General features: G+C 53.8%; 25 protein-coding genes and 1 pseudogene. 13 read left to right on the top strand and 13 right to left on the bottom strand.

Translation table 11 applies throughout. The features are described 5' to 3' along the window. Positions 1-33: 33 nt before the first annotated feature. The 4 genes from GSP01_RS12735 to GSP01_RS12725 all read right to left on the bottom strand — a co-directional run bounded on the left by GSP01_RS12735 (position 34) and on the right by GSP01_RS12725 (position 2,786). On the bottom strand, positions 34-735 hold the full coding sequence (locus tag GSP01_RS12735; RefSeq protein ID WP_228123967.1) for a hypothetical protein: 702 nt from the start codon (positions 733-735) through the stop codon (positions 34-36). A gap of 31 nt (positions 736-766) precedes the next feature. Beyond that, on the bottom strand, positions 767-1,087 hold the full coding sequence (locus tag GSP01_RS15280; protein WP_228123968.1) for a hypothetical protein: 321 nt from the start codon (positions 1,085-1,087) through the stop codon (positions 767-769). A 5-nt stretch (positions 1,088-1,092) separates the two neighbouring features. Then, a complete protein-coding gene (locus GSP01_RS12730; protein ID WP_141354089.1) occupies positions 1,093-1,494 on the bottom strand; it encodes a hypothetical protein in 402 nt (133 codons plus the stop codon). A gap of 566 nt (positions 1,495-2,060) precedes the next feature. After that, entirely contained in the window at positions 2,061-2,786 is a 726-nt protein-coding gene (locus GSP01_RS12725; protein ID WP_141354087.1) for a helix-turn-helix transcriptional regulator, read from the bottom strand. Between the two features lie 68 nt (positions 2,787-2,854). Here GSP01_RS12725 and GSP01_RS12720 point away from each other — a divergent pair, with 68 nt between their 5' ends. Next, positions 2,855-3,253, top strand: a complete 399-nt coding sequence (locus tag GSP01_RS12720; RefSeq protein ID WP_141354085.1) for a VOC family protein — start codon at positions 2,855-2,857, stop codon at positions 3,251-3,253. 205 nt (positions 3,254-3,458) lie between these two features. Here the strand turns inward: GSP01_RS12720 and GSP01_RS12715 are convergent, their stop codons facing one another. Continuing rightward, positions 3,459-4,391 (bottom strand): SDR family oxidoreductase, encoded by a 933-nt coding sequence (locus GSP01_RS12715; protein WP_141354084.1) that lies wholly within the window; start codon positions 4,389-4,391, stop codon positions 3,459-3,461. 150 nt (positions 4,392-4,541) lie between these two features. On the opposite strand from GSP01_RS12715, the gene GSP01_RS12710 reads away from it, so the two are divergent. Then, complete coding sequence (locus GSP01_RS12710) at positions 4,542-5,234, top strand: type 1 glutamine amidotransferase domain-containing protein (RefSeq protein WP_141354082.1); 693 nt, start codon at positions 4,542-4,544, stop codon at positions 5,232-5,234. Between the two features lie 31 nt (positions 5,235-5,265). On the opposite strand, the gene GSP01_RS12705 is transcribed toward GSP01_RS12710, so the two are convergent. Further along, positions 5,266-5,775, bottom strand: coding sequence for a MerR family transcriptional regulator (locus GSP01_RS12705; protein ID WP_141354080.1), 510 nt, complete (start codon positions 5,773-5,775; stop codon positions 5,266-5,268). A 97-nt stretch (positions 5,776-5,872) separates the two neighbouring features. On the opposite strand from GSP01_RS12705, the gene GSP01_RS12700 reads away from it, so the two are divergent. The 7 genes from GSP01_RS12700 to GSP01_RS12665 all read left to right on the top strand — a co-directional run bounded on the left by GSP01_RS12700 (position 5,873) and on the right by GSP01_RS12665 (position 10,796). Continuing rightward, positions 5,873-6,709, top strand: a complete 837-nt coding sequence (locus GSP01_RS12700) for an alpha/beta fold hydrolase (protein ID WP_141354078.1) — start codon at positions 5,873-5,875, stop codon at positions 6,707-6,709. A 691-nt stretch (positions 6,710-7,400) separates the two neighbouring features. Next, positions 7,401-7,661, top strand: coding sequence for a Rossmann-fold NAD(P)-binding domain-containing protein (locus GSP01_RS12690; protein WP_228123969.1), 261 nt, complete (start codon positions 7,401-7,403; stop codon positions 7,659-7,661). 186 nt (positions 7,662-7,847) lie between these two features. Further along, positions 7,848-8,420 carry a hypothetical protein gene (locus tag GSP01_RS12685; RefSeq protein WP_141354076.1) on the top strand — a complete coding sequence of 191 codons (573 nt, stop codon included), beginning with the start codon at positions 7,848-7,850 and terminating at the stop codon, positions 8,418-8,420. Between the two features lie 399 nt (positions 8,421-8,819). Next, the gene (locus tag GSP01_RS12680; protein WP_141354074.1) at positions 8,820-9,089 is read left to right on the top strand and encodes a hypothetical protein; all 270 of its coding nucleotides are present in this window, start codon (positions 8,820-8,822) and stop codon (positions 9,087-9,089) included. A 357-nt stretch (positions 9,090-9,446) separates the two neighbouring features. Next, a complete protein-coding gene (locus GSP01_RS15275) occupies positions 9,447-9,797 on the top strand; it encodes a hypothetical protein (RefSeq protein WP_228123970.1) in 351 nt (116 codons plus the stop codon). Next, on the top strand, positions 9,794-10,066 hold the full coding sequence (locus tag GSP01_RS12670; RefSeq protein ID WP_228123971.1) for a hypothetical protein: 273 nt from the start codon (positions 9,794-9,796) through the stop codon (positions 10,064-10,066). The genes GSP01_RS15275 and GSP01_RS12670 overlap by 4 nt, the downstream gene beginning before the upstream one ends. A 172-nt stretch (positions 10,067-10,238) precedes the next feature. Next, the gene (locus GSP01_RS12665) at positions 10,239-10,796 is read left to right on the top strand and encodes a phosphate-starvation-inducible PsiE family protein (RefSeq protein ID WP_141354070.1); all 558 of its coding nucleotides are present in this window, start codon (positions 10,239-10,241) and stop codon (positions 10,794-10,796) included. Between the two features lie 48 nt (positions 10,797-10,844). Here the strand turns inward: GSP01_RS12665 and GSP01_RS12660 are convergent, their stop codons facing one another. Together GSP01_RS12660 and GSP01_RS12655 are read right to left on the bottom strand one after the other, a co-directional pair. After that, positions 10,845-11,186, bottom strand: coding sequence for a hypothetical protein (locus GSP01_RS12660; RefSeq protein WP_141354068.1), 342 nt, complete (start codon positions 11,184-11,186; stop codon positions 10,845-10,847). Positions 11,187-11,261: 75 nt separating this feature from the next. Continuing rightward, positions 11,262-11,744 (bottom strand): Hsp20 family protein, encoded by a 483-nt coding sequence (locus GSP01_RS12655; protein WP_141354066.1) that lies wholly within the window; start codon positions 11,742-11,744, stop codon positions 11,262-11,264. Positions 11,745-11,932: 188 nt separating this feature from the next. Between GSP01_RS12655 and GSP01_RS14790 the strand changes: the two genes are divergently transcribed. Next, positions 11,933-12,166 (top strand): hypothetical protein, encoded by a 234-nt coding sequence (locus tag GSP01_RS14790; protein WP_156508253.1) that lies wholly within the window; start codon positions 11,933-11,935, stop codon positions 12,164-12,166. A gap of 267 nt (positions 12,167-12,433) precedes the next feature. Here the strand turns inward: GSP01_RS14790 and GSP01_RS12645 are convergent, their stop codons facing one another. Both GSP01_RS12645 and GSP01_RS12640 read right to left on the bottom strand, forming a co-directional pair. Beyond that, on the bottom strand, positions 12,434-13,321 hold the full coding sequence (locus GSP01_RS12645; protein ID WP_141354064.1) for an MBL fold metallo-hydrolase: 888 nt from the start codon (positions 13,319-13,321) through the stop codon (positions 12,434-12,436). A gap of 52 nt (positions 13,322-13,373) precedes the next feature. Continuing rightward, entirely contained in the window at positions 13,374-13,706 is a 333-nt protein-coding gene (locus tag GSP01_RS12640; protein WP_174787601.1) for a YciI family protein, read from the bottom strand. A 115-nt stretch (positions 13,707-13,821) separates the two neighbouring features. Here GSP01_RS12640 and GSP01_RS12635 point away from each other — a divergent pair, with 115 nt between their 5' ends. Then, complete coding sequence (locus GSP01_RS12635) at positions 13,822-14,715, top strand: LysR family transcriptional regulator (protein WP_141354061.1); 894 nt, start codon at positions 13,822-13,824, stop codon at positions 14,713-14,715. Positions 14,716-14,773: 58 nt separating this feature from the next. Here GSP01_RS12635 and GSP01_RS12630 read toward each other — a convergent pair whose 3' ends face one another. Continuing rightward, positions 14,774-15,520 carry an SDR family oxidoreductase gene (locus tag GSP01_RS12630; RefSeq protein WP_141354059.1) on the bottom strand — a complete coding sequence of 249 codons (747 nt, stop codon included), beginning with the start codon at positions 15,518-15,520 and terminating at the stop codon, positions 14,774-14,776. Positions 15,521-15,669: 149 nt separating this feature from the next. On the opposite strand from GSP01_RS12630, the pseudogene GSP01_RS12625 reads away from it, so the two are divergent. Then, positions 15,670-16,583: pseudogene (locus tag GSP01_RS12625) on the top strand (helix-turn-helix domain-containing protein). A gap of 19 nt (positions 16,584-16,602) precedes the next feature. Here the strand turns inward: GSP01_RS12625 and GSP01_RS12620 are convergent. Next, positions 16,603-17,085, bottom strand: a complete 483-nt coding sequence (locus GSP01_RS12620; protein WP_141354057.1) for a DUF2938 family protein — start codon at positions 17,083-17,085, stop codon at positions 16,603-16,605. A gap of 103 nt (positions 17,086-17,188) precedes the next feature. Here GSP01_RS12620 and GSP01_RS12615 point away from each other — a divergent pair, with 103 nt between their 5' ends. Further along, positions 17,189-17,635, top strand: a complete 447-nt coding sequence (locus tag GSP01_RS12615; protein ID WP_141354055.1) for an Rrf2 family transcriptional regulator — start codon at positions 17,189-17,191, stop codon at positions 17,633-17,635. An 88-nt stretch (positions 17,636-17,723) separates the two neighbouring features. Here the strand turns inward: GSP01_RS12615 and GSP01_RS12610 are convergent, their stop codons facing one another. Further along, on the bottom strand, positions 17,724-18,605 hold the full coding sequence (locus tag GSP01_RS12610; protein WP_167495548.1) for a TonB-dependent siderophore receptor: 882 nt from the start codon (positions 18,603-18,605) through the stop codon (positions 17,724-17,726). Between the last annotated feature and the right edge of the window lie 321 nt (positions 18,606-18,926).

The raw sequence follows: 18,926 nt of genomic DNA, 5'->3' as shown, positions 1-18,926 counted from the left end.
GGCTGTTACCCGCTGATAGCTACGCGCTCGCACTCAATCTTTCCAGGAAGAGGAAGCGGCGCATATGGCTTCATCAGCCTGATTCATGGCTGCAGCCAGATCCTCATAGTCGAACTGAACCGGGTCCAGCCGCATCGGCGGCGGAAGCTGCGGAATCTCTTCCTCGGGGATAGATTGTGTCGTGAAAGGATCATCCTTACGGGGCCGGCCGCGCTTTCGGCCGGGGATGGGGCGTGTTGGAGGTTTCACGACGTCTCGGAGCGCTCCCATGCCAGCCAGACCAAACAGGCGATGAGCCGTTCGGTGCGTGACTTCCACAACAATGCCTCGGTCCTGGAATACGCTGAGAAGCTGCAGCGCGCTCTTCATCGACATACCCAGACGATCCGCCAGCATAGAGGCAGACATGAGCGGCTGGATCGCCAGCACATTGACCGCTTGGGGCGCACGGGAATGACGACGCTGTGCGCCGCACTTCTCAAGCGCCTGTGTCCTGGCTCGCTCCAGCTGGCGCAGAAGATCGAGCGCTTCTCGGGCCTCGGCTAGAAGAGCATCGAGCCACCAGCACAGCCAGGGCTCGATCTCCCAAGGCGTTCCCGGAGCGAGTGCTTCTATGCCGGTCAGGATCAAGGGCGCCCGGAGAATATCATGGGAGTGCCAGTACCGGCTTAACGCCGCGCAGAAGGGAGCACGAGGGTGACCGGCCTGTAACCAGCGATGAAAAGCGATCCCCACATCAAGGATCGGTCCTCACCCTGATGACTGATCATTCAGGAACGCTGCGGCTTCGGTAATGGCATTCGCCTGCATAGCATCCGGGCGAGCGTACCAGCGCCAGAGCGTAAAGGCATGGGATGCCGCATCCATAGCCGTCCTGGCCGACCATTTTTGGCACGAGGCCGTGCAGTTCGGCAACCAGATACCAGGGATCGATCAGCCATCCGTCTACAGCGCTATGGCGCTGAATTGCATCCAGGCGTTGTCGGAACAGGAAGGCAGGTACAGGGGAACCATGTCTCAGCGCCTGATCCAGACGTCCCAGCTCAAGACTGAGACGGGTGAGCCTCTCGGCGAACGGAGGAACCATTGATCCTATGAGGCGTCACTTTTCGGATAGTCTCCAAGATGGATCACCTTCCCGGACGCGACGAGTTCTGCGTAGTGCTGCTTTACGTCCGTAGGAAAAGACATTTCAAACAACTTTCCACCCATAGCTTTGACCTGATCCATCGAGATCGGATGAGGGTCGTCCCGGATCGTACCGATGATGATAGGTCCGACCATTTCTTCGCCAAGGCGGGCGTTTCCGCTCCCACCGGGACCAGGGCCTTGGGCATGCACAGCTGACGATTTGGCGGAGCTGGCTTTCAGAGCAGCGAAAGTCCGGAATCCGTGGCGTTGGGAGAGTTGTTCAAGAGCCTGCGTATAAGACAAAGCACCTGACCGGCTTTCCTGTCGTGCCTGCTTTTTGAGCGCTTCAAAGGAAATCGTCATTTGAATCCTCGACCGGAAGGATGAGTCACAGGGCCTGATTTGCGCCACACTCCGAACAGGATGTCATGACTGTTTGTCTGAGAGACTTTTCCGTTATTTCACAGGCCGGAAGGCGCGCTGTGTCTCTCGCCTATGAACCTTCAATACCACCAAGCGGCCCGTAGCAACAGCATTCAAACACCCTAATATCCTCAAAAGGTAAGTCTCCGCCTTTTTTCTGAAAATCGCCCCCTTCCCGCACACTATGTCCGTTAATCTACATTATCGGACATAGGGGTTGGGGCACAAAAAAGACCCCAAAAGGTCTTTTCGAGGCGTGTTCCACAGACGCTCATGCAAGGACAACGTCTGCTGCCGGAAAGACAGTCCGATCGTCTCTGGCCCTCTTTGCGAGAGACATTCCAACTCACGCAGGTCTGTAACTATTCTGAGGCTCGCGGCCGACTTACCGGGGAAACGGAATATCCGTTATTCGTGCTCGAACGTAAAATAGCAGACGTTTCTACTCGCCTAAAATATGTGTCGAGCGATGTTAATGTCCTCAACTGGCAGGACTGGGGAAACGATCAACCGGTTTCAGTCGTAATTTTAGCGAGTGCCGTTATGCGTTGTACTTTCCAGCGTTGAAGCAGACGGGAGCGAGGCTCCCCTATCTTCTCATCCAAAAGTTCTACCGCGTGTATCCGGTCCGTACGGAAGTGACGAAATCCCTGCCTCAACTCGCACCAGGCGATCAACATGCACGTGATGTCCGAATAACCGAGAACAACTGGCCATACTATACGCTCGGTGACCTCGCCTTGTTGATCCCGATAATGCAGGCGTAACTTCATTCCTGCACGAATGGCCGCTCGAAGGCTCGCTCTGTCATCTTTGCCTTGTAATGCATCGAGCGGCAGCTTTGTCGCTGTGCTTGGAATACTGATAAACGGCTGCAAGGCCGGGGGGATAACCGCTTTAACCTTGGTGAGCACGTCCAATGCGGCGCGTGACAGTTCCTTTTCGCCATGGGCCGCCACCCACTGTGCTCCCAGAATGATTGCTTCAAGCTCAGCCGGGAGCAGTGCAAGGGGTGGCATGTCATATCCGGGCCCCAAAATGTACCCAACGCCTGCTTCTCCTGAAATGGGGACGCGTTGGCCGATCAAATGTGCGACGTCGCGATAAATCGTGCGGATGGAGACTTCCAGCTCCTCGGACAGCATCCTCGCCGTAACGGGGCGAGACGACCGGCGCAGGATCTGGATGATCTGAAAAAGGCGATCGGTGCTACGCAAAGGTTCTGCAATCATGCTGACAGGATGTTGTCAGCATGATTGTGCCAAAAGGCGAGGAACACAACCGTCACAGGAACTGACAGATGACATTCGCCTCTATCCGTCTCATCGCCGCCGACATTACTACGATAGTTTCTTTTTATGAGCTAGTGACCGGGCATTCTGCCGAATGGCTTGCGCCTCAGTTTGCTGAAATCGTAACCTCTGGTGCGAGAATTGCGATCGGTAGTACCGAGACAGTGGCTCTGTTCATGGAAGGAAGTGCTGAGCCAGGCGCCAATCGCACGGCCATCCTTGAATTCAGGGTCGAGGACGTGGACGCTGAATTCAAGCGTCTGAAAGGCAAGGTGGACGTTGTGATCGAACCTAAGACGCTGCCTTGGGGTAACCGCACGCTCCAGTTCCGCGACCCCGAGGGGACTATCATTAGCTTGTTCACGCCTGTAACCGAAGCCGCCCGTCTCCGTTTCGGGAGCCTGTGACAAAGAGAGGACGGCGCTGATGCGTAATTCTCGGTATCCGCAAACCACTGGATACTCGCGGATACCGAGTGGAGGGGGAAAGCTGAATGTCTGCTAATAGGTGGCACCCATATGATTGCTGACGCCTATTGCAGTGGTCTTTCTCGAACGTGCTTTTTTAGAAAGCCTTGTCTGTCTCGATTGCGGTTTCCAATCGAAGACGGGGTTATCTGTCTCCACATTCCTTCCTGATCAGTTCCAGACCCTCCTCGTATGTCCTGATGGAAAAGTCAGGGAAATGGCGTTTAAATTTCGTTGAGTCGAAGAGATTGTCCTGCTCGTAGCGTGGCAGCAGTTCCTTGATCTCCAGCACCTTTTTTGAAAAAACGCCTGCGATGACCAGTGGCCACTTACCGATGACCGAATAGGAGGGCGTCCGCCCGAAAATCCTGCTCGCCATGGTGACGAATGTCTTATAGGTCGGTCGATCATCACAGCATGGTAGATGCCAGGTCTGGCCATAAGCATCCGGCGTATTGCCCAGAGTTGCCAGCCCGCGGCTGGCATCAGGCGTCCAGATAAGGGTCCGGCGTGTATCGTTACGGACAGGAACGAGAGGTCTTTTGCCTGCTTTCAGCCTGTCAATAATCAGAGCATTGGTGAAGCTCTGTGTTTTTCCCGGACCGTAGAATTCCGGTGCACGAGCGATCAGCACGGGAATGTCTCCCCGAGCCATTTCTTCCAGCACCATGGACGCCATTGCGGCGCGCACCCGCCCTTTCCGACCAACCGGGGCGAAGCGCGTTTCCTCCGTCTGGAGCTGACTGTTCTGCGGATACATGTACGTGTTGTCGAAATAGGCAAAACTGGCTCCCGCCATCCGGCAGGCCTGCAAGGCGTTTTTCAGCATAACCGGAAACTGCTCTTCCCAGAGTTCGCTGTCAGGGGGGAGGCCGGTTGTGAAATAGACGATCCGGCTTCCTCTCACTGCCTGTACCGTCTGCCCTGCATCCAGCAGGTTCGCTGCCATGAGCATGTCGTCGTTATTGATTCTGCGGGGATTGCGGCTCACGAGCCGCAGGTCACCTGTATGATGCTGATGCAATGTCCGCGCCAATTCCGTGGCGATCTGGCCATTTGCGCCCAGAATGGTCTGCATGTGGGGCGGCCTCCATGGTGCCAGGTAGGTTACCCTTACAACGCTAACGTTGAAGTCAGGTTGAATGTCAAACGGCAGATTGACCTTCAACTGGCCTTGAACGTTACAGGACGGTCGTCCGACTGTCGTGCCGCATGAAAGGGGCAAGCCATGAGCCGTCGTATTCTTCACGTCGCCACCAATACCTCCCATTTTGACAATCCCGCGCATCCGACCGGATTATGGCTGTCGGAGCTCACGCATGCCTGGGACGTGTTTGCCGCCAGGGGATATGAGCAGCGCATTGTCAGTCCGAAAGGTGGCCAGGTTCCGCTTGACCCGCGTGCATTGAAATGGCCGATGAGCGATGCCTTATCCAGAGCCTGGCTGGCAGATCCGGCGAAGATGGCTCTCTTATCTGCAACGGCCTGTCCCGCAGACATCAATCCGCAGGATTATGATGCGATTTACTTTACCGGCGGTCATGGCGCCATGTGGGACTTCCCGGACGATGAATGTCTTCAGGCCGTCACACGCAAAGTATGGGAAAAAAGTGGCATTGTTTCCGCTGTCTGTCATGGATATTGCGGTCTTCTGAACACCCGGCTTGCAGATGGTTCTTTTCTGGTCTCCGGGCGAAAGATCACCGGATTTTCATGGATTGAAGAGAGGCTGGCGGGCGTCTCCCGGGAGATCCCCTACAACGCGGAAGCTGACGTGAAGGCGCGAGGCGCGCTTTATGAAAAAGCCCTTTTGCCGTTCATGTCCCATGTCGTGGTGGATGGAAAACTGGTGACAGGCCAGAACCCTTTTTTAGCTAGTGCAACCGCAGGAAAAATCGCGTCCCTTCTGGGAGGGATTTAAGGCGAAACAGCTTTTTTGCTGCGTCCTCTGCTCACGGACTGACGACGATCTGTCCTGTCCTGTCCTGTCCTGTCCTGTCCTGTCCTGTCCTGTCCAGAAGACGCAAATCGTCCGGTGTGATGTCCAGATTGTCAGAAGGTCCTGCAAGCATATTCGTCAGGACACGATGGGCGTTAGCCGCGCAGTCCATGCCTTCGGGACGCGCCTGAATGTCCTCCACCAAACGAAGGAGATGCGCCTTGCTCTGGGTCAGACGTGCCTGCAGCGCCTCGATATCCGCAATCTTGCGTGTCAGTGCGTCCATGAGCGCATCACGGTCCCAGTGTTGCAGATCAGAGGGCAGCAGGGTGCGGATTTCATCCAGCGCAAATCCGGCCCGTTGCGCCGTTGTGATAAGACCCAGAATGGTCACAGCCTGAGATGAATAGGTTCTGTATCCGTTGGACCGACGGTCAACCGCTTTGAGCAGTCCGATGCGCTCATAGAACCGGATTTTGGAGGTCGTAAGACCACTTTTCTGGGCCAGTTCCCCAATCCTCATGTCCGGTTTCCCATTCCAAATTCATCTTGACGTTGAACTTATGTTCAACGTTAGCGTCTGGACAATATCAAGCTCTAAATTGTTCAGGAGACGTATCATGCCATTCGTCACGACATCCGACGGCACGGAAATTTTCTACAAGGACTGGGGACCGAAGGATGCCCAGCCGATTGTCTTCCACCATGGATGGCCGCTTAGCGCCGATGACTGGGACACGCAGATGCTGTTTTTCCTGAGCAAGGGGTTTCGCGTGATCGCGCATGACCGCCGTGGTCATGGACGTTCGGCGCAGGTCAGCGAGGGGCACGACATGGATCACTATGCTGCCGACGCATCGGCTGTTGTCGAGCACCTTGATCTGAAAAATGCCGTTCATGTCGGGCATTCGACAGGGGGTGGGCAGGTTGCCCGCTATGTCGCGAAATATGGTCAACCGCAGGGACGTGTTGCCAAAGCCGTGCTCATCAGTTCCGTGCCGCCTTTGATGGTCAAGACGGATCGCAGTCCGGAGGGTGCACCGATTGACGTTCTGAACGGATTGCGTGCCGGATTAGCCGCCAATCGCGCGCAGTTCTTTCTGGATGTCCCTACTGGCCCGTTCTACGGCTTCAACCGCCCGGGCGCGGAGATCTCGGAAGGCACGATCCGCAACTGGTGGCGTCAGGGGATGATGGGCAGTGCAAAAGCCCATTATGAAGGGATCAGAGCGTTTTCGGAAACCGACCAGACGGAAGACCTGAAGGCCATCACCGTACCTGTGCTTGTATTACAGGGCGATGATGACCAGGTCGTGCCCTACAAGAACGCTGCGATCCTCCAGGACAAACTGCTTCAGAACAGCTCCTTGAAAATCTATGCCGGTTACCCGCATGGCATGCACACGACCCATGCTGATATCATCAATGAAGACATCCTAGCGTTCATCACCGGATAAAGATCATGGCATAACGATGTAACGTTTTAACGGAGACAGGGAGAGGTTTTGCTTCTTTACCTGTCTTCTCATGAAATCAATTCCTCAGTATTTTTGGGCTAACCTTAGGCATCAATGTCGGCTTTACGACACATCTTCCAAGCAGATGTAATGTCTTACATGAGGGCGTAAGCAGCAGGTCCGCTTCCGCCTCATGTCCGACATCGATGTGGTGATGACAGTTTTCCGAAAGCCGACATTGTCAGGCGAGCCGCGATAGACGGCGTTTGGGACTAAGCTGAAGGCCTTTCTGGGCCGATAACCGAACATGTCTCAAGGTCAGCCCCTCAATCGCTGCCTCGGGCAAACCTAACCCAACGCCGGCTGTCTTGGCATTTATCGCAGTCAGATCTGTTATGGTCACATCATGAATATGCGGGGTCGTTGATGTTACTGGAGCAACGGGAACGGGATCGGTCATCGAGACAGTCTGCTGCACGAGGCCGGGTTGCGGATCGTGAGATGATCGATCCTGATCTGGCTGGACTCCCTGACAACGACCATCCACATTGGAGAATTGGTCGCCGTAATACCTGAGATACGTCCATGCTGCACATGCGAAAACTCAATCAGCCAAGGACGTGGCAGACCAAAACGTTACTGACATTGCCACTGCACGATCGCGCATATCGTCTCTATCCGCGCTTCGGTGGTGCGGCTTCCCCAGGTTCACGAGAGGGCAAAGCAGGGACTCATCACACCGCTGATCGAGATTTTTCGTGCAAATGGGACCTGCGCCTATGTGGGAGATGGGAGCAATTTCTGGCCTGCAGCGCATGTGCTCGGCGTTGCCCGTCTTTATAGGCTGGCCATCGAGAAGAGGGCGACGGGTGCTGCGTGCGGCGATCCGGAGTGGTGTGGAGCGCGTGGTGATGACGTCGTCTGTGGCGGCCGCAAGCCGAAGGGTCGGTAGCCCGGACTGCGAATGCGACGAGACGGTGTGGACCGATCCGGATCCCTCTGGTGTGGACGCCTATACACGCTCATATCCGGATCAGACGATCAATGTAGTCTTCCTCCACCTCTTGCTGGCGCTATTTACCCAGCCCATATTCCTGCCGTCGTCCGACACTGCTTAACAGACACGGAGGATTCCAAAATGCATTTTTCTCGTATGTTTCAGGCTGGCGTCTTTGTTGCTACACTGGCCTGCGGCGCGGCTGCCCTGCCTGCGCAGGCTCAGGATACGTTGCGCGTCGTTGATGCACGGGGACACCAGGTCGGTATCCTGGTCCCAGTCCAGGGCATCGCGACGACAGCGGCGCTGCCTGATATCGACATGTTCGACGCCGTTAATCGCATGATGGCACGCAATATGGCTCTCATGGAGGCGGTCGATCGGACATTGGGCTCACGGCTGGGCGGTGCCCTGCGCGCCGTTCCGGCTGTTGGTCATGATCTCCCGAAACAGAGCATGTCCTGGCAGCGTTTCGAGGCGGTCAGCACCGGTGGACCCATCGCCTGTACGCAGACGATCACGATCACATCAGACGGTCAGGCGGCGCCAATCGTTCATGTGTCACGCACCGGAAGCAACGCCTGTGCGGCGCTCGCTGCGCAGATGGCAGTTGACAATCTCGGAGATCAAAAGGCTGGTTCGACGGCTCTGACGCCCGCCGTCGAGACGCTGACGGAAGTCCCGACGAACGGACACGCTGGAAGCGCTCTGTAAGACAGGTGGTGGCCGGAAAACCCTGGGCCACCATTATAGAAGGAAAATATACTGATTTTCTGCGATCATCGCTATGATATTTGACTAATATAAACACCTCCATGTAATTTCCACCCGCAACACCGCCACATAAAATAAATACAAATATAAATAATAAAATTATTCATGAAGAAGAATCTGCATTTCGTGTCCTCTTGACGAGGCAGGCATCTCTTCCAATTTTTCTTTCGCTGGACGCCATCGGGTCCGGCATAGGCTCTGTGAGCCAGGCAACTGAAGTCCATGTTGCTTTAATCGGAGGATGTGGATGTCGACACTGAAAGGACTTTATTCCCGCTATCGCCGCTCCTTGCGCACAGCCGCCCGGAGATGGCGCAACCGACTGGAGGGAGGCGTATCATGGTAACGCGCCCCCTTTTTGGAGACGATCCGCTAGCTCCGCGTGTCCTCTCCGTGCTCCGCCGCCTCGGTTATGACGGACGTGGCGTGATGCTGACGTCTCTGGTGGCCCATACCGGTATACCGGGGATCAGACTTCGCTCTACGCTGGAATACCTGGTCCAGGCGGGCACGGTCACCCCTGCCGGGTGTGATCCTCTGGCTTCTGATCTCGCGTTCCGTGTCCCCATGCGGGCAAGAGCCGCACCGCCAGTTCCGATCGCGGCGTAAGGCACAACCGCGCCGGGTAGATCAGAAACGCCTTCTCCGAGCGGAAGCGCCATCTTTTCTGGAACGACCGCACGAATGAGAGGGCGGAGCGGAGCCTTCCATCGGAGGTCCCGCGTTTCTGCAGATGAAATCAAAAGCAGCGAGAACAGGGAGATGTCGAGTTTTATCCATTTTCTCAACCTGAAGGCGCTTCAGCACTATTGGAATAACCATCCCCCCGTGCCCCGTTCACGGGGGACAATGCCGCCAGTTTGGTCGCACTCCGCGGGAAAGACGGAGCGAGCGGAACAGACGGCCAAGCAACCTCGGCACCTTCGGCAGAGGGAGAGGCCACATGTCGCTGTCGGTCTCATCCTCATGCTTCTGGTCGGAATGGTCTCGCCGACATCAGCTCATGCGCCGCAGGGTATGCTGTCGTGCGAGACAGAAAAGCAGCCGGTAAACATTCCATCCATGCCACTGGCCCGCGCCATCGAGATATTGAGCCGGCAGACCGGGTGCCCGGTCCTTATCGACCCGATCCTTATGGACGGTAGGACCTCGGCAGCCGTCAAGGGCGCCTATACGCCTCAGGTCGCCCTCCTGCATCTGTTCGGTTCCGTGCATATCGACGTCACCGCCACTGTTTCTGGCTTGAGCGTCAGTCCTCTGGATGCGGCGGCTCTGACATCGGGTGACACGCGGTCCGGCCTGAGGAGTGCACCATGACTCTTCACACGGACAGGCCGAACAAAATTATGGCGCTTCCGACCGTTCAGATCAGCACAGAACTGGCGGTCCTGCTTGCCTACTATCTCAGCTACGAGGAAAAAGACCGCGGATACGGCGGCCTCATGCGTCGGGCGGCTGACCATCTGATTTACCACCTGGTATCTCGCTGGAGAACCGCGCCAGATCCGGAAGCGACGACCGTCGCCGTGGTCCAAAAACTCCTGCCTGTCGCTGACCGCACGCACATGGCCAAGGCCTTGGGCTAGTCGTTGGGAGACCTCGAAAATCAACTGACATTTGCCTTGCCAAAAGGCGTGCGAGACCTTGCCCGAACATTGTCCTGTCGCCTGCCACGCTGGCAGCGGCTTTGAACCGGATGTACGCCGGAAGGGCCACGACGTAGGAACTATAACTCAATTCATAGATGGGAAAACGGCTATGGAAGACCTCTCCATGAAACGTTCCTGGCAGAGCAGGGACTGCTCCCACTTCATCAAGCTGTTCAGGGGCCTGACATTCTACGAGCGTTTTGAACAGGCGATCATTCTGACCCTGATTGCGCTCATCATGCTGGTCACCGCCATCGCGACGATTCATCTGATCGGCGCGGTATGGCATCTGGTCGTCGATGTCGGAATCGATCCGATCAACCAGACGATCTTCCAGGCGATTTTTGGCGCGATCTTTACTGTTATCATCGCCCTTGAATTCAAACACTCCCTGCTGGTCGTTCTTGCCCAGCATGAGAACGTCATCCGGGTACGGACCATCGTTCTGATCGCCCTCCTGGCGATTGCCCGCAAATTCATCCTGCTGGATCTGCATGATGTGACTGCCATGGAACTGTTCGCTCTCTCGGCGGCTGTTCTGGCGCTGGGTACCGTCTACTGGCTGGTCCGCGAGCAGGATGCGCGTGTCGCGCGCGATGCCAGGGAACAGGCGTATCTCGAAGATAATCCTGCGGCCCGCTGTGAGCCTGAACGGTCTTCATCCTGAAGAATCGAAGTAAAGGCGGTCTATAACGCCGCCTTTACTCAATCCCCACTATGTCTCGTGCGATGAGGACGTCTTCTTCGCCGTCTCTGGCCCTGACGGTGCCAGATGATCTGTGTCGATGGGCCGGAAAGGCGGAATGGGTTGTCCGGGAGAGTAGACCGGCCCCTTGTAGTTCTGATCCAACTGGCTTGCGTTCAAGCTGTCGACCAGTATATCACCTGTGCCGTCTTCGTAATGAGTGCGAGCCCCGGTTTTGGGGATTGTGGACGTTCCCTCAGTCGCCCTTGCATCGAACGATGTTGCAGTCGTCCGGACAACATCACCAGCATGTGCGCCCGACTGGCTCAGTAGAGACAAGCTCAGAGCAGCGCACGACAGAGATATTTTCATCCTCTTCATGCTCATGACCTTTCGAGATTCTCCCCCGGCCGGATGAATGGCCGGGGGAGAGTTTTCGTCACGCCATCAGGCTGCTTCTTTCCGCGCCTCAATCTGGGGCACGGCTTCCTCCGCACGTGCTGTAGAGGACGTAATCGCGATACGACGCGGCTTCATCGCTTCGGGTATCTCACGTTTCAGAGTAATGGACAGAAGTCCGTTCTCGAAGTGCGCATCGGTGACTTTCATATGCTCGGCCAGATCGAAGCGGCGTTCGAATTCTCTGCCCGCAATACCCCGATGGAGATATTCGGCGGCGCTTTGCGGCTCCGGCGCCTTTCGTCCTGTCACGACAAGAGTATTGCGCTCCTGTGTGATCGTAAGGTCGGCCTCGGCAAGTCCGGCAACCGCCATGTCGATCCGGTAATCATCCTCACCGGTCTTGACGATATCGTAAGGCGGCCAGTTATCGACCGCTGGAATCCGGCTGGGGAGATCAAGGGCGTTGAGCATTCTGTCAAAACCCACGCTCGAACGGAACAGGGGAGCAAAATCAATGGTGGCTCTCATAGCCATATCCTCCTTTGAGCAACATGGACACAAGATCAAAACTGATAGTTCTGTCTGCCGATCCCTTTGGCGGCCGGCAGATTCAATCTGGGCACTCCGTGCATGGTGTCAAGAGGTATCAAAAATGCAGAAAGGCAGGTTTGTTTGGGCGTCCTCAATCGTTCGCGTGTTCAGAGTGGACCAGAACAATGCCTGATAGCATCGGATGGAAGTTGCTAGCCGCGGCATTCGCCGCGACCATGCTGAGTGCCGCTCCGGCGGAGGCCTGGCCGTGGATTTATGCTGGACCACCAATTGTCGTTCCACCACCAGTCGTGGTCGCGCCGCTAGCTGTCAGTTGGGGTGGGCGGTCTCCTTCAGAAGGTTTATCAACCGCCGGTATGGCACATCAATGCCGCAAGGAGGCCTTCCACCCCATCTGACATGTCTTGTTCTATGATACGTTCTCAGAAGGGGCTGCTTTTATGCAGCCGAGCGGAGAATGCACTCGGGTGGGAGGAAACTCCATCAGCTCATGGTGATTGCGGACTGTCCGCTTAGGAGCTTGGCGAATGGGGGCTTATATGTCCGGGATGAGGCGCATCCCGCCTGTCTGCTTCAAATTCCTTGAGTAGACAGGCAGTTTAGGGGGGAAAGCGGAATTTCCGCAATGGAATTGAACGAGGTGAACAGCGGACATAATGGCAGCCCTAGAAGAAAGACCAACCCCTTCCCTGATCGTATGGCATCACTTTTCCAGCGGCTGTCATCGGAAAATGCGATGTGAATAATGCCGCGTTGTGCTCGACAGCGTAATTCAAAGCCCATTTGCGCGATATGATGGCTATCTGAGGATCTGCGTCAAAAACGGCACTCCACTCCGGAATACATACCTGAATGGGGTGATGCATGACATCACCCGTGAAGAGCGCACGCTCCATACCTGATTTCAGCACAAGAGACGCGTGATGGGGCGTATGCCCAGGTGTGGGGTGAAAGGAAATTCCTTCAAGAACTTCGGATCCGTCTAGGTCAATCTGATCCGCAAGATCCGCCGAGATAATCGGATCAACGCTATCAATGCGTGTCATGAAACTGGTTTTATTACGGGCACTATCATGAGCTGGATTGCTGAAAAAATCATATTCGGCTCTAGAAAAGACATATCGGGCATTCGGGAAGGTCGGAACCCAGATGCCATTTTGCAGGCGTGTGTTCCACCCGACATGATCGACATGCAGATGGGTGAGAAGAACAAAATCGATATCTTCTGGCCGGACGCCAGCGCGCATCAGATTTTCAAGCCACACGGTCTGCAAGTAATCGAAATACAGAGCAGCAGGTCGAGCCTTGCTATTCCCGGCCCCCGTATCCACAAGAATGTTCCGACCGCGATCCTTGATGAGCCAGCTATGAACGCTCAAAAGAGCTTTCGTTTCTGAAGCATCCAGCGTTTCAGACAGATCAGGATAGACCTGAAGTGCCGTTGCATCATCCCAGTCAGGAAGCAACTGTTCTGGAGTGAGTGCTGCCAGCGTCAGATCCTGTATTTTTAGTATGCGGGCATCTCCTACAGCATACCACTGAAGATCGTTCATAATCCCAAGGCTCTCTTTTCGTTTTTATTTCTTAAAAAACACAGCGCTGTCGTCATGAAGGGAAAAGAGATTTCAATTCTTGCGGGAGTTTGCCTGTTGCATGGTTTGACAGGCACCCGAATAGTGGGTCCCATTCTTCAATGCGCAGATCACAAATCAAACCTTCGGATGCAAAGGGATCACCGGCAATAATCGCGTCAATCTCTTGCCGATTGGCGCCTTTCATAATCAGAAAGCCGGAGCGCAATGAGGTCCCTTTTAACGGACCGGAGGCCAGCAGGCTGCCTTCCTGAATAAGGCGCCTGAGATACAACACGTGTGCTGCGACATGCTGTCCCCATCCCTCGCCGTCAGGGTGGTCCATGCGCACAAGATAAACAGGCATTTCGAAAGTCTCCACCAGAACTGGACTTGCCAATCACTCGAAGCTTTCAGCATATTCCTCTTTTTTGCTGAATAAATTGTCGATATGATACATCAGTCACAACTGAGGATGATGAATGCTTGACCGGTTAACCAGCATGAAGATTTTTATCAAGGTCGTGGAATTAGGGTCCTTTGCTGCGGCCTCCCAGTATCTGACTTTGTCGCCGCAGATGGTCGCCAAGCATATAGAGGCTCTGGAGCATCACCTTGGTGCTCGCCTGTTGCATCGAACGACACGTCGGCAAAGTCTGACTGAAACAGGACGCCTCTATTGCGAGCAATGTCGGCTTGTTCTGCAGGCTGCTGAACGAGCTGACAGTCTGGCAGCCAATACGCTTGGCACACCCCGCGGCACATTATCTGTCAGTGTACCCGTCACTTTCGGGCGAACAGTATTCCTGCCATTTGTTCGTAATTTTCAAAAAAGATACCCAGAAATTCAAGTCCATTTGTCACTGACAGACCAACTGATTCACCCCATAATGGACGGTCATGAGGCTGTGATCCGAATTGGTGAACTTGAGACGGACCTTACAGTGGTCAGTCGTCCTTTGACGGCCTATCGTCGGGTCATCTGCGCAGCTCAAACCTATCTGGAAAAACACGGTTTTCCAGGGCAGCCCGAAGATCTGATGCGCCACGAGTGTCTCGTGTATGAAAATTCCGGCGGTCCTGTAACTACCTGGCACTTTTCTCAAGGCAGCGTTACGCGGCCAATCACCGTCTCCGGGCGGATAATCAGTAATGATTCAAGTGTTCTGCATTCTGCAGCACTCGCTGGCGATGGCATTCTGCTGGGTTACGAGCAGGCCCTGCTTACAGATATTAAAAGCAAACGGCTTGTCCGGCTTATGCCGAGGTGGACAGTTCCGGACAGACCCATGCACCTGCTCTATAACGCAGGTCCTGTTATGACACCAAAGCTGCGGGTCTTTGTGACCGAGCTTCAAGAGGCTTTCCAGCCTTAAGCCTCTTTTCGACGGTAGGGTGCCTGCCTCCTAAGCTCAGTTGGCGATTAGTTTCTGTTCACCATCCCTGTTCAGTCGGAAGAACAAACAATTCTGCAACATCCATACGTGCAGGTGATTTCAGAGCAAAAAGAATACTGTCTGCTATGTCCTCGCCTTCGAGAAAGGTCATGGACGCTGCAAGATCATCCATCTGTTTGCGGTAATCAGCATCTGTAATGTGGTCATAAAGCTCTGATTTTACAGCTCCCGGCTGAATGCAGGTAACGCGGATATTATGCTTTGGTCCGATCTCCATTCTGAGGCCGTCTGAAAACGCTGTTACCGCAGCCTTGGTGGCGCAATAAACGGCGAGACCCGTAAAGACTTTCCGGCCTGCAATCGAGGACATGTTGAAAATATGGCCCGAATGCTGTGCGATCATCTGCGGAAGAACGGCTGCCGTTGCATTAAGAACACCAGATATATTGACGTCCACCATCTGCGGCCATTCGTCCACTTTCAGGCTGTCAACGCTGGATAGGGGCATCAGGCCCGCATTGTTGACCAGAACGTCAATCCTTCCAAATTGGGCGATCAAGCTCTTTGCCGCTTCTTGACACGAGACAAGATCAGTAACGTCCGTCACCAGAGGAATGGCTCGACCGCCAGCCTTGGTAATTTCACTGATAAGCGTCTCCAGGCGATCATGACGACGTGCCGCCAGGCCGACTGTCATTCCTTCTGCTGCAAGTTTGCGCGCTGTTGCCGCACCAATGCCACTGGATGCTCCGGTCACCAGAGCAATTTTTCCTGCAATATTCATAATCTTCTCCACACGACGAGCCTTCAATCGGCCTTAATTGTCGAAGGAGGTGTAAATTATGCCAGAAGATATCTCGCATGGTTTCTTGCTGAAACTATTGTGATTTTGCGCTATAGATAGTCGCGCAAAGAATTGAGAGAGTGTAGCAGATGGTTTTGTCCTGCCTTCCTTCTCGGCGTGCTGCCAGTTTGACACTGGAGCAACTTCTCCCCGGGAAGAAAGTCGCGCAAAGTGAAGGAGATGTCTGGAAGGATGTTGACGTCCAGATATTCACTCGCCCGGTACAAAAAGACGAACTTCTTGTACCTGCCGTCGCAGAACCCTTGCTTGTCTGGGTTATCCGCGGAGAAGCAAATATTGAAGAGCGTGAACTGACAGGGCCTTGGGAACAGAGCAAGGCAAGAGCAGGAACATTTTACCTCACGCAGACGGACACACCCTATCTGATGCGTTGGCAGGGCAGGGAGATACTTGTTTTGAGGTGTTGCATCTCTATCTTGGACTTGATCTTGTCGATCGAGCTACCATGTCATTAAATCTGAATTCATCCCGTATTTGAATGCAGGATGTTTCAGGCAGGAAGGATGCTTTCATATCAGGCATTTTGAGTGGTCTGATAGATGAAATGCAATATTCTGTTATTTCAAATAATTTATTTGTAAATGGACTTCTGGAGAGTCTGACAGTTCATCTTTTAAGACAGTATGCTGATACCAGGGCTAAGATAAAGCTACGATCCACACTCTTGCCCACATGGAAACTTCGTAGAGTTCTTGATCATATGGAAGCACATCTGGCTGCACCATTTGATTTGGATAGTCTTGCTGCTTTGTGTGGCATGAGCCGTTTTCACTTCAGTCGCTCATTCCGTACAACCACGGGACAAACTCCCTCTGGTTGGTTCATGCAGCGCCGCGTCCAGAAGGCATCAGAAATGCTTCGTAAGACCAATGTTCCTATTATCGAGATTGCCTTGGAGATCGGCTACGAAAGCCCAAGCCACTTTGCTCAGGTCTTCCGCAGAGTGACGGGTGTCAGTCCTCGTGGTTATAGAAAAATGTAATCAGTACATGAATAAGGTTTCAGCAAAGACCTTGGTAAAAAAGTTCACCTAAATACAGGCCAATTCCGAAGACCGCATGAGCGCTGATGCTGAGAAATAGTCCTTTTCCAGGATTGGGAGCCCTAAGCCCGAAAAACCCGCCGCCCAGAGCGGGTTTCATAAACAGGAAAGGAGCCAAAAGGGTAACAAGTCCGAAGAGTAGACCATTTAGCAATGTGGGGACTGTCTTTGCTATAACCACCACAAAACTGAGGTACAGTGCGGCATAAGCAGCACCAATTAGGTAATGAAATACCCAGCCGACAGGTGCCTCTCCTTTCAGGGAGGGTCTTTTTCCAATCATTGGGTCATAGATCCTGCCGTCACGCCACCCTATGACCCAGCGGCCGGTGACAGGCCAGTTGGCTGCAGGAATTCCAGTCAATGGTTGCTGGGCTTGTTGCCAGATATCGGATGCAGCAGTCGCCACGACGCCGACTGTCAGAATTTCGAGCAAATTCATACAGCATGTCCTCGAAGTCAGAGTGTTCTCACATAGTTTCATGTCACTTTACGAGTTTCATGATATACTGACGAAATTGCACTCTAGCAACACATGAAGTTACATGAGACAAGATAACAGATTATCCTGTGTGCTCCACGTACTCCTGCATATGGCAGAAGCAGGTGGTCCCATGACATCAGAAGTGCTGGCTCGCGCCCTTAACACCAACCCCGTGGTTGTGCGACGTCTTATGGGCGGTCTGCGTGAGCATGGATATGTGCACTCCGAGAAAGGACATGGCGGGGGGTGGACGCTCTCATGCCAGTTGGATCAGGTGACGCTGCGGGATATTTACGAGGCTCTTGATGCTCCAAGATTATTCGCCATAGGGAACCGGAGTGAAGAGACTGAGTGCCTTGTCGAAGAAGTCGTCAACCACGCTATGAGTAGCGTCCTGACCGATGTTAAGGCCCAATTTCTGGCGCGTTTTGGCCAGATTACACTTGCAGCACTTCACGCCGACTTCCATCAAAAGCTAGCAGAGCGTTTCTCAGGTGGATTAACTTGAGAAACGCTGATGACTTTTCCTGATTGTGGTATGAAATGGCTTTGAAGACTGTCGCCATTTTAATGCCGTCTCACAGACAGCCTATCAGTTACCAGCTGTAGCCGACCGTAACCTGCCCAGTGCGACGTTCTCCATACCAGCACCATCCGGCAGATGTGCCTGATGTCATGCAGTTGGTAACGTAACGCGTACCAGCGAGATTCCGCATACTCGCCCGAATATTTAACCCGCGATAATTTCCACCATATGTCTGGTCGACGTAACGGAAGCCGCCACCAACTCCCAGTCCCTGCAATGGCCCGTGATGAAACGTATAGGCTGTAAAGAGAGAAGCATTTCCTTTCCCGGAACCAGCGAGCGGTAGGTTGGTAGACGAACTGCGAATTTTCTGTCGGCTAACGGCTGCTATAATACTTAGGCCTTCTGTCAGATCTGCATGTGCTTCGAATTCGAAGCCATCAGAATGCACTTTAGCGCTTTCGGTACTGTAACCCAGATTACCGACTGCTGTGAGAACATTTGTTTGCTCAATGTGAAACCCGGTAGCCGTTAACAGTATGGGTAAACCTGGAATTTGATATTTCAGTCCTCCTTCAAGCTGCTTACCACGCGTAGGATTGGCTTGCCGCGTTGTTTTGCCACCATCATCCGAGACAATGCCGCTTTGTGGTTGGAATGACGTTGAATAACTGACATACGGAGCTAGGCCGAATTTAAAATGGTACAAGCCTGCAGCTCTCCAGGTAATGGGTTCGGATGACTGTGGTGTAGTTTTTCCGGAAATAGTATTTATCTGGGTTGAGCGATACCAGTCGTTACGAATACTTCCTGTAAAATGAAAACCACCGTAGGAAATCTGATCCTGCGCATAAAGACCGATCTGGTGAGATTGAATGTCGTAAGCAGCACTTGCTTTAGGGCGTGTGAAGTTGATCCCATAGACTGGAGAAAGAAGATTGATGGCAGACACACACACTGCCATACCCCGTTACTTCAGTTGCATGACTTTGCTGGTAATCAAAACCAGTCAAAAGATGGAGGGATCGAAGAACCCTTGATTGATGTGCTTGGCTGGTGATTTCAGGCTTTTGGCGATTTGGTTGACGGCGCTTTGGGCCGCTTTTGACCTGCGTTTTGAGCGGATCGAGTGCTTTCCCTCGCTGGATGGCTATGCGCTCGCACTCAATCTTTCGAGGAAAAGGAAGCGGCGCATGTTGTAGACGATATTAGCCAGGCCGATCCTCATGGTGGCCCGGGTGATACCGACAGTTCGGATGAACAGCCCTGTCTG

The organism is Gluconobacter sphaericus NBRC 12467 (assembly GCF_006539125.1).
Lineage (GTDB): Bacteria > Pseudomonadota > Alphaproteobacteria > Acetobacterales > Acetobacteraceae > Gluconobacter > Gluconobacter sphaericus.
This window is presented reverse-complemented; position numbering and strand designations above follow the sequence as displayed.